A 12,552-nucleotide genomic window follows, 5' to 3' on the forward strand; every position below is an offset into this window, starting at 1 on the left:
GCCATTTAGCCTGCTTTCTGCCTGTGGGTTAAGCAAATAGGGTATGAGGTTTCAATCCCTAACGGGCGTCCCAGGCCATTTAGCCATTTTTGCGGCGATTTTCACGCATGAACATAGAGGAAAGTTTCAATCCCTAACGGGCGTCCCAGGCCATTTAGCCCGTCAAGAAGCAAGAGGTCAACAACAAGGGCAATCGTTTCAATCCCTAACGGGCGTCCCAGGCCATTTAGCCCCTCTTGATGAAACAAGAAGCGATGAGGATAGAGAAGAGTTTCAATCCCTAACGGGCGTCCCAGGCCATTTAGCCCTACCAGGCCATCCAGCAGACCAACGCGGCCAACGGCGTTTCAATCCCTAACGGGCGTCCCAGGCCATTTAGCCATTATCGGCCTGCACAATCCAGTTCTCCAGATCGGTGTTTCAATCCCTAACGGGCGTCCCAGGCCATTTAGCCTATACGCCCATTCCACCGCCTCCGCCGGTCAGCAAATCGTTTCAATCCCTAACGGGCGTCCCAGGCCATTTAGCCCGTATCACCGGCTGCCGAGTGCTTGCCATACAGCGAGAGTTTCAATCCCTAACGGGCGTCCCAGGCCATTTAGCCGAAGCCGAAACAAGACGAAAACGGAAAGTATCTCCCTGTTTCAATCCCTAACGGGCGTCCCAGGCCATTTAGCCGAAAAGGCCGAATACGTACAGGGTGAGGGCTACTTGGTTTCAATCCCTAACGGGCGTCCCAGGCCATTTAGCCCAAGCGTGTCTTCTCCGGCAATGCGCGTATCACGATCAGTTTCAATCCCTAACGGGCGTCCCAGGCCATTTAGCCCCCATCGCTTGCCAGTTGAGCAGCCCCGGCGCGATGAGTTTCAATCCCTAACGGGCGTCCCAGGCCATTTAGCCAACGATCAATAGCGGCGCGTCCGTTCGCTACGCCTATGTTTCAATCCCTAACGGGCGTCCCAGGCCATTTAGCCTCCAACAAAAATTGGCTTCTAATGCTCCCCTTGCTTTAGTTTCAATCCCTAACGGGCGTCCCAGGCCATTTAGCCTTTCATAGCAGTAATCCCCCTTTCGCACGCGCGCGCCGTTTCAATCCCTAACGGGCGTCCCAGGCCATTTAGCCCTGGAGATGAAAACTGTGATCTGTTTGAGCGAGAAGGAGTTTCAATCCCTAACGGGCGTCCCAGGCCATTTAGCCTCATCTTCGCTGCCAGCGCCGCCATCGACGTACTCAGTTTCAATCCCTAACGGGCGTCCCAGGCCATTTAGCCATAAACTCCGCTCACGACGGAAACAGGGCTTTTAATGGTTTCAATCCCTAACGGGCGTCCCAGGCCATTTAGCCCTCGTACCTGGCTTGTGCCTGTGCAGCAGATGGAGTGCGTTTCAATCCCTAACGGGCGTCCCAGGCCATTTAGCCTCGGCAAGGATAATCTCACTTCCGATATAGGGCACCGCAGTTTCAATCCCTAACGGGCGTCCCAGGCCATTTAGCCCTCATCATGTGGTTTTGGATACACAAACAATTCGGAGTTTCAATCCCTAACGGGCGTCCCAGGCCATTTAGCCGGCGAGAGAGCGGCCCTGGGAACTTGAGAATGGTTCTGGTTTCAATCCCTAACGGGCGTCCCAGGCCATTTAGCCACCTACCCCCGTAGTATAGCATAACAAGCCGATCCATGCAAGCGTTTGCGAGAGACTCGATTTTTGGGCTATTTTTGGGTCAAAAAAAGAGGGCATTTTTGGGGTGTTTTGCCCTGAAGTCGCTTCTGGCGGGCTGCGAGAGATCGTGCTCGGCGATCCCGTCACTGCGACTCTCGCGGCAGAGCTTATAATATAAGGGGTAGAGCATTTCCTCCCATCAGGATTGCATTCCTGGTGTTTGCAAGAGCAAAGATTTTTGCTTGCGTTCCCGCTCATTGCGCCAATGGCGTTGGCCATTTCGTAGCCAGGCTGCGCGAACAGACCTATTGCCGGTCGTTCGATTAGAGTAGGATTCGGAGTAGTCATGCATAGACCGCTTCCCAATGCTTCTCAAAGGATTGACGTACCAGGTCCATTACGTCATCGAGTTGTTCGGCTGAAGAGATATTTACCTCCACATCACCATTGCCATGATGACCTATGTTTGTTACGTCCCTACAATAGCCCCAGGGATCCGAAATTTCGCTGAACTTCATGTTCAAGAACAGGCGCAGCTGGCTCTTTTGCGGCTCGATATCCACAAAGTTCGTGTTTATCTTATATGCGATATACAACTTCCTGAACTCCTCACGCACCCCTGGATCAAGGTTCAGGATACGTTTGCGTAACCGCTCGAATAAATCTCGCATATCCCCTTGTAGAAATAGATAGCTCTCCACACTATAGCTAGTGCTGCCACCGGCATCTTCCTTCTCGAAGTCTATCAATATACCGGGTATAGTTGTCGCGGTTGGGAGTGGATAATCGGCTGTGCTTCCCACACCTGACGGCATTTCATCTTTGCGCTGTTTTTCCCGCGCCCACTCGCCTGCCCAATGCCAGGAAAGAGCATACCAGGCCCTCTTACCATCACCATAGGGTATCCATTCGTTCTTAACAAGACGGTAAAGATAGAAGCGTTTTTCCGAACGACGAATAATCTTGAAACCAGCTGGAATGAAGCCGGCCAGAGGAAGTTGTGTCGGCCCGGTTACCTCTAAAGGTATCTGCTGCATGAGCATATTATACTGGCTAATCTGTTCGGGCGATAATTTCGGCATAGGCCATATAATTATTGCCATGCCCGCCAGTACCTGTGCCCGTTTCTCAATTTCTTCTGCGTTCCAATGATCTACTAGCGCCAGGCTCTTGTTTAGTTGTAGGGGACTACGAGCAAATCCGCCATCTATCGTGCGCTTCTCTTGAAACGACCGGTCGCTCAATTCAGAATTATACCCGGTAAGCGTCAGATTTCCGATGGTATGCAGGTATTTGTCATGCACCTCTTTCCAGTTGCTGCCTAGCTCCTGTTGCCATTGAGTAGAAAGGCGCTGATTCTGTGGCATAACATGTTCGATGGTATACTCGTCAACGTTTACCCGCTCCTTGCGTTTATAATTCTCGAGTTTGTCAAGGAGATAATGACGGTTGCGAAAGTTATACATATCTTTCACTACAAAGGCAGCGCGAAACTCTTCGTCGCGTGGGAAGCGAGCACCCGCTCCTTTCTGGAGAAAAGTTGCCTGTACGCTTTCAAGGTAGTGCTCTTTGTCGATCTCCTTAGAAAGAGTTGCGAATACTTTGTTAAGACCATGGGTAGGTATGCCACAGACAAGCCGTCGAAAAATATAGCTCTCGATTAGCTTGAGAATAGCTATAAAATCTGTTCTTGAGAGCCGGTGATTTTCATAGTCGTCGTAGACCTCTAGCAGAAAAGGATAGGCAACATACACCTCCAATGTGTTGATATCATTCAAGACCTGCCGGATCTCAGCATCTTTTTCCCGCAAAAACGCCATTCTGGTGAAGTATCTTGAGTAGCGGTAGATATCCGCAACAATTTCTCTTATGGGGATATTGCTTTTGCCCTGATGATACACCTTAAAGGTCGCATACACCTTATCCATGTTAGGAATCTCACCTGAGCCGGACTTAATAGTCAGATAATCACGCATGAAGCGGTTAAAGAGCGCCACATCTTGAATTTGTCCTGACTGCGCGTGACCAAAACTCTGTTCCATAGGATACCAGTACGTCTTATAGAGCTTGACCTGCTCTTCATGATCCAATCCCATCAATACATAATTGCGGATCAGGTCTGCTTGTGATAAGTCCATACCGGTAGAGTTGAGGCTCTCAAAGATGAGCTGGGGATTGTCTTGTTGTTCCAAAGCAATATCTACGATGATCAGCTTACTGATACCCCTATATAGGGTAACCGGGTCGATTCCACTCTGGCGTATCTGATCCCTAAAGAATTGGTAATTCTCTTTAATGCGAGCCGAAACAGGAGATGGCTCTTCCCCACCTTCAAGCAGGTAGGTCAGCGTTTCCTTATCACTCTGAGTCAGCAATAACTTGTAATGAGCATCTCCGCTTTCTTCCGCGTTAAAGAGGTAATAGTTACAGATCTTTTTTCTTGTTATTTCAACAGAGCCTTTGTTGCCAGATTCATCAAGCGCTTCGCTCAGAGCGATGAGCAGCAAAGATAATGTGGTCAGCCGCTGCTGCCCATCTATTACCAGCAATTGAGTTATTGAGCTGATATGGTAGATACCTTTTTCCACATACACAATGGATCCAAGAAAGTGTGCTGATATCTTCTCATCTTGTGCGACCCTGAGCACATCATTCCAGAGTTGCTGGCAATCAGAAATCCTCCAGCTATACGTCCGCTGGTATATAGGGATAATGAACTGTTTTGTCCCTTGAAGGAACTTGAGTAGATTTGTAGCTGTAGCTTTCATCTGTCTCCCCCGAACCAGAGTTTCTTTTCGATTCCGCTGAGGTTGGCCGGCATTGAGTATAGACCCCTCTATCTACACTGTTCTCAGCTATTGAATGAGGTGCGCATAGTATAGCAGAGAATAGATTGAAGAAAAAGAGGGAATCTCGTAGTCTCCCTTATTTGAATCTACACCAGCCGCGAGCGGCCCATACCCATGGCCGGCTTATACCCGATGCCCGTATAAAAAGCCAGCAGCATGAGCAAAAACAGTTGCCGGCGTACCGGAAGCGCATCTTCCTCGGTCAGGTCGTCATCCGTGCCGCGCAGGTGATATGTGCAGGTTCCTACGAATCCTTCCTGTGGATGATTGACCAGGTGGACGAGGTGCGTTTTCAGCTCATAATCCTTGATGATAATGCCCTCCTCGTTGATGTAACGTTCGATCTGCTCTGTTTGCACCAGACCTGCTAAATGGGGCGGAGCCAGGTCCTGCCAGCGGCGGATCAATCCCCAGAAGACATACTGCGGCAGTGGAAGGCAGGCATAATGTTTTCCATATCCGGTTTCCCTGGTAGTACTCCTATTGAATGTGGTCAGGGAGTCGAATTGCAGCGTGAGCGCTTCAGGATTTCCCAGCCGGGCAGTCCTTGCCTCTTCCACGAGGTTAGCAAATGTTGTAAAGCCTGTCCAGCCCGATGGATCATCATTGCCGGAGATCACCTCTTCCAGCAGGAATTGCTGCTTGCCGATCTGCATGAAAGGCAGTTTCTTTGTTCCTGACTCGGCCATATTGAAATGCAGCAGCGAATTGTAAAACAGGGGGAATAACTCGCCCAGCAGCAGGGTGATACGAATGGTATAGGTTTTCTGCGGGTCCAACGGCAAATGGACGTTTTCCCGCTCGGCAAGCCGCATTTTGTCCGGCGGAACCGGAAATTGCACGCTGGAGCAGGTGAAGAGCCGCCGTTTATTGCCGCCATGCAGCATGTCCGCGACATCCGGGGCCGCCCTGCGAATCCAGTCCAGCCACGCGGCATGCACCAGTTCGCCCGAAAAAGGCATCAGCGTCCCCTTCTCAAGCGGTCGCAGCTTGAGCAGCAGGGCGTAGAGCTTGGAGGGAGATGACGATATTCTATCCATGAATATGATCCTTCTATCAATCAAACCGGGTGGCTATTGCCGCCACCCGGTTCCATTCACGCTGACTGCCGGTGACGATGATCTGGCTGGTAACTCATGCCCGCGGGCAGACGAACGATAGGCGCGTTTTTCTCCTCGCCGCATTTCAGTTCGTAGTAGCTGCCGGTAAAATGCGCGTTTGTAATCAGGCTGGCCGGAGCCATTGCCACGATATTGCAGTGTTCGGGCAGCTGCCCCAGGTCGAGTGGGTTGAGTGCGCCATTGGCGCGATAATCGCCCTGTTTGAGTTCCGCATAGCCCTCGCATGTAACTTCTACGTGTGCCTTCGCCATCCACTTGCCCAGGCGAATCCAGCGCGGCAAACGCGGTTGTGACTCACTCAGCACAAAAAACTCAAAGGTACTCTCCGGCGCAAGCTCTTTCGCTCGCCCAAACACGACCTGGTTTGTACTCACCTGGGGCGTGAAACTATAGTAGCGCACATTCGCCATTTTGAAGGTGTTGAACGAGAAGGTAGTGCGCAAGGGGTGGGCCGGTGTCACATACACCCCTTGCTCGTTCATCACCTGCAGGTCTTCCTGGTAGCGCGGCACCTGTACAGGATGCGCGTAGGGAGGCCTGACCAGGCCAAGCGCGTATGTCAGCCCGTAGTTATGCAGGTACTTTTCCGTCTCGTAGAGACGACCCATCTCACGCGAGGCATAGAAAAGGTAGTCATGCAGCTTCAGGCGACAAACGGTGATGAACATGGGATACCTCCTACTTCCTGGCCTTCTCCTTCGAATCAACGCCATAGCTCTTCGCGTACTGCATGGTCTCGGTGTTCGCCTGCGCCAGCACGCGGCGCAACTGCGATTCGTCGCTGGCAATCTGCGTAATCTCTTGCAACAGGCGATTCAGGCGCTCGCCCATAACGAGATTGGCTACCACTCCATCCTCCGCCAGCAGATCAGGAATGACGGCCTGGGTAGAGGACAACACATCGGTCAGCGCAAGCGGCGTGCGCTTCAACTGATCCGGCGTCAGCGCGTCGTAAACGGCCTGCGTCAAGTGCAGATTGGAGAAAATTTCTCCATCGGCGAAGATTACGGCCATCATATGGTTTTCAACTGTGCCGGTACGTGTATTCTGCGCGCCATAACGCTTCGTGCGCAGAATATTGTTCAGCACATAGATAAACTCGGCCTCGGTCGGGTCCTTGATCGTCACTACTGATGGGAAGTACACCTGCGGCAGCACGTAATCCTGCTCGCCCAGCGCCGTCTTCATCTTACCACCCTCGCTCATCGTGCCATTTTCAAAAGGCGCGTTGAAGGTGAATTGCTGGTGCGACATATCATAACCGGTGATCGAGAAAGCCGAATCGACCAGCACCTTGGAGCGTTCCGACCCCTCGCTGCCGATAGCAAAACCGTAGTAGATGCAGTCAGGGCAGCGTTTGCAGAACTTGTCCGAGTTGTATTCGCAGCTTTCGACCAGCCCATAGCGGCGCAGCAGTTCGCGGCCCGTCAGGCGCTCAGGCGTCGATTGCTTGCGCTTGAAAAGGACGATGCGCGTCGCCTGGTCCTGGCTTTCGGCTTTCCGACCCTTGCTGACGCGGCTGATGTTCAGTTCGCCATCTGTCTGGAACAGCGCGAACGAGTTTGTCTCGCGCACAATCACGATATGCGCGTATTTGCCCATCGGCAGGCGCGGAATCTCACTATGAAAAACGTCCAGCGATTCGAGTGTGTTTAAGAACATGGGTAATTTCTCCTTCTTTCTTTGTACTTGATGATGCTACACGACAGCAGCCTCGGCTTCGGATTCCTCTTCCTCATCCTCAATGCGCTTCTGGTGAATCAGGTGCATGTAATAGGCCTCGCAGCCATCCTTGAACTGGTTGATACGACTGCGCAGGACGCCACGTTCGCCCTGGCAATACTCCTTGAAGACAGCATTGTAGAAGTATTGCACGAAAGCGCGAATAGCAGGCTCCTCCTTCTCGGTGATCTCCTTCCCATAAAACATCGCGCGGCCTGCTGCCTGCCGGCTACGCACGCGGTCAAGCCAGTTCTTGAGTTCGCCTTGAATCTGCCAGAGTAGATCGGCCTCCTCAATGTCAAGCGGGCTGTTAATAATTGCTTTGGCGACAATATCCACCGGTTTGAGAACGGAATGAGATTTCCATCCGCCCTGGTAGAAAACGGTGTAGAGGTCTACACATTTTTCGATTTTGCTCACATCTGCCTCCAATATCTCTGTATAGATGTGCAAGTAGCGTTCTGCATCTTCGACACGGAACGAATCGCGGTTATCGCGCCGTTCCTGCTCGTGCAAGTAGCTGAACAACAATAACGGGTCGGTATCGAGGTCGCGGGCAATGGCGCTGAGATGCTGCCATTCGGGCTTGCCTCCCTTCGCATACGTATCCAGGTTGACGGTGTACAGGCTTGCCAGCAGCTTGAGCCGCGATTCAAGCCGGTTAACACGCAGGCGTTTACCTTTGAGCAGACGGTCAAGGTAGGGATGCGGCGCGTCGAATATGACCGTCTCGCGAAAATCGCGACCGGATGAGAAGAGCGGCAGGGTCATCTCCGAGATCACGACTTTAGCACCGGTGATGAGCGGCAGCGCCAGCGCCAGGAACGCGGGCATCGCCCAGGCCGCCGAGTCCGTGTCATCGCTGGTCGCCTTCACACCAAACAAGCACATGCCGGGATAGCGTGATGGCTCATATTTGATGTACATGCGGTCGGAAGCCTTTGCCTGTACCGGTGCTGCTGATTCGCTTTCGTCCTCCTGCTCCAATTCGCTGTCATTTTCAACCAGTGCCGGGCGCAATTGGGCCGGTGGGGGTGCCTCAGCTTCCGCTGACTGGAAAGCATCGAGTTCCAGCAGCCTGGCCACGGTCAGATCATGGCCATTCAGTTCGCGCCGGATGGTGAAGAAGTTGATGCTCTGGAGCTGGTCGAGCACACCCTGTACAAGCGCGCCTGTTTCCGCCGTGAAGAAGAAATTGGGATAGACAGCCAGATATTTGGGCCGCAACCCCTCGAACTTCGAGCCGGTCAGCCGCAGCGTACCGCGCTGTAAGTTCTGTCGCAGCATCAATTCGAGCGAACAGATCGCGCAGACGCCGCCCGCGTTCTTCCCAGCATAGAGCGCGAGCTTGTTCTTGTAGACCCAGGGCTGGAACAACACCGCGTTATCCGATTGTTCATCGGTTGGGAAGGCGCTGTTGCAGAGCGTACAGATCAGTTCTTTGCCGCTCTTCTTTTTAGCACCAGCATACCGCTCCAACTCGGCAGCAAAATCGGGCAAGGCACTACCGGCAAGTACTGCTTTTGGCAATTCGACAATGCTGTTCAGGTAAGTGACAAGATGCGGCAAGTATTTTGGCGGCATCGCCTTGCGCAGCGGCTCCCCTGCCATCTCAATCACCATACGCAGGATCGACCGGAACACCGCCTCCAGATCGTTTTCACTCAAGCCAGGATGATCGTGGATATAGCAAAGACCGAGCCAGAACCAGCGATACTCTGTACCACCCTTGTTGGGAATGGCCTTCGATTGTTCCCAATAAGATGCCAGCCCCAGTTGCTCAACTACGACTTTCTCAACCGATGCGCGCAAAGCTTCCTGCTTCTTGTCGAGCCTGCCCAGCAGCGACAAGAAAACGATCGAGAGGAAACGGCTCATCATACCCGCGCGCACATCAGGTCTGAGATTCAAATCGATATCCGCCGGAATCTCCCCTCGTGCCTGCATCTGGCGCAACTTCTCCAGCGGACCCGCTGTGATATCGCCGCGCGTGATGTTGACGGTGAAGCGTGCCAGCAACTCAGCGTAGTCTTCGAGCGAGAGAAAGTCGAAGTAATAGTCGGGATGCTTCACGATGCCCTTGTTGTCGAACTTGAAACCCGGCGCTCCATTCTTGATCCTGGGCGCGCATATCTCTCGCAGTCGATTCTGTGCCACCTCCACAATCTGCTCCCTGCTAATGGCCAGGGATAACTTCTTGCGCGTGATGTACACGACGCCATCCGAGAAGAACAGGTAGGGCCAGATGCCGCCGCGCCTCCCATCATCCGTGTAGAGACTGACAAGGCTATCGTTGATGACATTGCTGAGCAGACCGCGCACCTCGCGCAGTTGATGATAGCTAAAGACCAGTTCGCCGTCGCTCAACTCTCCCAGGATACGATTCAGCTTACGCGCGTCATCTGACGAGAGAATCGCCGAGGGCATGGGTACCAGGTAAGCGATGCAGTCGGAATAGGTGCAGAGACTGCGCAATTCCAGAATGCGACGTTCCGGCAGCCGCAGATGCCACCCGTAGGTAATCAGGTGCGTCCCCCACTGCTCCTGTGTATTGACGACGAGGTAGGCGATATCCTCCAGGTAGGCGCGCCAGTCAGGGAAAAAGGCATCCGCGCCGCACTGCTCTAATTCGCCGGCAATCACTCCCTTCGCTTCCTCGATTGCCGCGCGCGTGCGTGTTTCGAGGTCGCGAATATTGAGAATCTTGTTGACATCGTGCATCAGGTAGGCCAGGATATACACCCGGCGCTCGATAGCCGAATAGGGCGCAATCGCAAGGTCTTCCGCCTCCAGAATATTGAGCAGGCGCAGCGCGGGAAAGATGCCGTTCAGCTGGTGACTCAGCATACTCTGATCATCTTTTTCCTCAAATGTGCGCTTCGTTCGCTCATCATACATATCATCCCTGGCGTGATCGCCGCCCTTGGCCGATTTATCGCTGTAATGCACGATCAGCTGTGGAACCATTGTTTCTACAAACGCGCGCGTCACCTCGTCGCCAGGATCGACGGCGCGCAACAGAAAATCACGAATAAACATTGAACATAACCCCTGCCTTTCACTACATCGATTTCAGAGAAAAATTGTTTACATGCCCTTGTTTTTCTGCCACGAGAATAGCGAGTCCAACAGCAACGCCTCCTGCCCGAAGGCGACGGAATATCTCTCGCCGGTCACATCCTGCACGCACTGGATCGGGAAAAGCGCGGGCAGGTTCAACTTTCGTTTGAGTTCCGCCCGTGGCATGGCGCTGAACACACACACGAGCTTTTTGGCCTTGAGCGATTTGTTGACGCGATCCCGCCAGGTAAACGCCGGTTCCTGGATGAAGAAACCGTTTAGTTCGAGCGCCTGGTGCATGATCTGCGGCTGGCCGCCCAGGTCTATATTCAAACCCAGCACGAGGCGCTGGCTCTCAGGGATATACCGGTGTATCTTCAGATAGAGCAATGATTCGCGGAAATCGCGCTCGTAGACCTGCTCCTGGCCCAACTGTATACGCCTCCTGACCTCGCTCATAAACTCCGCTTCGGTCATGGATTCGATTTCCGTATTGGCAACCAGGAAAAAGAGATCGTATGTTTTGAGATGATCATCCACGTCCCAGACGGCACAGGAAAGCGGACTCTGGCCGCGGAAGCTGCTCAACTCGGCCACGATTTCAGGAGCATTTTTTTGTAAGTACGAGAATTGTTTGAGCTTCTTGGGCATGATCGGCTGCTCGGGCGAACCATAGAGCCGCTCGTATTCATCCGTCAGGGCGGCCACGAATTCGTCGTTGGCATCCTTCCTGCCCTCGCTTTGTAGGGCTGCCAGCACCTGCGCGGCCTGCATCACACCCCAGCGCCGCGTGTAGCCCGAAAATTCCGCCTCCAACGGGAAAGCTGAGCGCACCGCCATGTTGAAGCTTTCGCGGTCAACCTCACTCTCCGCCTGTAGTTTGCTCTGCAATCGTTCCAGCACAAAGCGCGGAACCAGCGCGAACGCGCGATACGCATCAAAGTCCGCGTGCCGCCCCAGGCGCCCAAAACGCTGCAAGAACGAGCCAGCATTAGACGCCTCGAAGATGAGATAGTTGATGCGAAAATCGACACCGATATCGACGGTCGATGTCCCGACCAGGATTTGCTTTTTAAGGGCTTCGCGCCGGTCGTCTCGATACGTCAATCCTGTATTTTCTCCAACGGTAATGCCATTCTGCTTCTCAAAGAAATCGTAGAGGCGCGCATATAAACGGCGCGCGGTCGCTACCGAATATACCAGGATGGCCGCTTTGGATTTTGGATACTGGTGAAAGAACGCCAATATCTCCTCCAGGTGTTCCTCGACCCATACCTCGATAGGTCTCTCCTGGCTCAGTTCATGCAGTTCCAGTTCGCAAGGCTGCAAGATGCGGCGATATCCATCCTTGTCTGTTGAGCTATATGTACCCTCGACCGTTCTCACACGCAATCCACTATTTTGCAGCAAAGTATTCATAAGCTTATTGGGGGTGGCCGAGAGGAAGACGAATTTCTTGCGCAACTCCGGCCTCTCCTGGTAATTGACCGCCAGGTAGCCGAGCATATTCATCACATTGATAATCTGCGGCACGCCAAAGACGTGAAACTCATCGAAGATAAAGTAATCAAAGTTCGCGGAGAGCAGCGTGGGCAGTTCTTTGCGCAAATAATCCCACCCATATTGATGGCTCATAATCAGGTGAACGAGGTCAGGATTGGTCAGCAGGATCGGGTTGCGCCTCAACAAACCCCTCACCGCATGAAGTCGCGCAGCGATATCGCGCTCCTGCATAATGCGCGTGATCTCCTGGCCATACATCAAGGCATTGCGCGGCAGGGTAATACCCAATCGCTCTTCATAATGTGGAAGCGCAACGAACTGATCCTGGATCAATTCGTTGGTGGGATACATGGCGATGGCCGCTTTCCTATCCCGGAAGACCGGCAAATACGCCGCCAGGCTCTTGCCATCACCCGTCATGGCCACATTGAAGATGACATCGACTTCAGAGTCTCGAAATGCTTCCCATGTTTCGACCTGGTGCTTCAACAAATGTATATCGCCAATCTGAGCGCCAGCATATTCTTCGGAATAGACAGGTAGAATTTTCAAATCCAACTTCATACTATGTCCCTTCCATGGTTCATATACCTTTATTTATACCTGTGCCATTGCGGAAAGCGGAAAGTTAGAAA

Annotated in this window: 6 protein-coding genes and 1 CRISPR repeat array; all 6 genes read right to left on the minus strand. The window is 52.8% G+C overall.

Annotated features, from left to right (window positions below; all coding sequences use genetic code 11):
• Positions 1–48 precede the first annotated feature (48 nt).
• Positions 49–1,644: a CRISPR direct-repeat array (repeat unit 37 nt; unit sequence GTTTCAATCCCTAACGGGCGTCCCAGGCCATTTAGCC).
• A gap of 362 nt (positions 1,645–2,006) precedes the next feature.
• The 6 genes from VFA09_12430 to cas3 all read right to left on the minus strand — a co-directional run bounded on the left by VFA09_12430 (position 2,007) and on the right by cas3 (position 12,481).
• Positions 2,007–4,430, minus strand: coding sequence for a DUF262 and DUF1524 domain-containing protein (locus VFA09_12430; protein HZU68075.1), 2,424 nt, complete (start codon positions 4,428–4,430; stop codon positions 2,007–2,009).
• A 167-nt stretch (positions 4,431–4,597) separates the two neighbouring features.
• Entirely contained in the window at positions 4,598–5,551 is a 954-nt protein-coding gene (gene cas6, locus VFA09_12435) for a CRISPR system precrRNA processing endoribonuclease RAMP protein Cas6 (protein HZU68076.1), read from the minus strand.
• Positions 5,552–5,607: 56 nt separating this feature from the next.
• A complete protein-coding gene (cas5d, locus tag VFA09_12440; protein ID HZU68077.1) occupies positions 5,608–6,300 on the minus strand; it encodes a type I-D CRISPR-associated protein Cas5/Csc1 in 693 nt (230 codons plus the stop codon).
• Between the two features lie 10 nt (positions 6,301–6,310).
• Positions 6,311–7,294, minus strand: coding sequence for a type I-D CRISPR-associated protein Cas7/Csc2 (cas7d, locus tag VFA09_12445; protein HZU68078.1), 984 nt, complete (start codon positions 7,292–7,294; stop codon positions 6,311–6,313).
• 36 nt (positions 7,295–7,330) lie between these two features.
• Entirely contained in the window at positions 7,331–10,393 is a 3,063-nt protein-coding gene (gene cas10d, locus VFA09_12450) for a type I-D CRISPR-associated protein Cas10d/Csc3 (GenBank protein HZU68079.1), read from the minus strand.
• Positions 10,394–10,441: 48 nt separating this feature from the next.
• Complete coding sequence (gene cas3 / locus VFA09_12455) at positions 10,442–12,481, minus strand: type I-D CRISPR-associated helicase Cas3' (GenBank protein ID HZU68080.1); 2,040 nt, start codon at positions 12,479–12,481, stop codon at positions 10,442–10,444.
• Between the last annotated feature and the right edge of the window lie 71 nt (positions 12,482–12,552).

It is taken from the genome of Ktedonobacteraceae bacterium, assembly GCA_035653615.1.
GTDB lineage: Bacteria > Chloroflexota > Ktedonobacteria > Ktedonobacterales > Ktedonobacteraceae > DASRBN01.

Bases quoted from the DNA above. Each gene is read 5' to 3' on its own strand.
- cas3 (HZU68080.1), bottom strand. From the start codon at position 12,481: ATGAAGTTGGATTTGAAAATTCTACCTGTCTATTCCGAAGAATATGCT.
- cas5d (HZU68077.1), bottom strand. From the start codon at position 6,300: ATGTTCATCACCGTTTGTCGCCTGAAGCTGCATGACTACCTTTTCTAT.
- cas6 (HZU68076.1), bottom strand. From the start codon at position 5,551: ATGGATAGAATATCGTCATCTCCCTCCAAGCTCTACGCCCTGCTGCTC.
- cas10d (HZU68079.1), bottom strand. From the start codon at position 10,393: ATGTTTATTCGTGATTTTCTGTTGCGCGCCGTCGATCCTGGCGACGAG.
- VFA09_12430 (HZU68075.1), bottom strand. From the start codon at position 4,430: ATGAAAGCTACAGCTACAAATCTACTCAAGTTCCTTCAAGGGACAAAA.
- cas7d (HZU68078.1), bottom strand. From the start codon at position 7,294: ATGTTCTTAAACACACTCGAATCGCTGGACGTTTTTCATAGTGAGATT.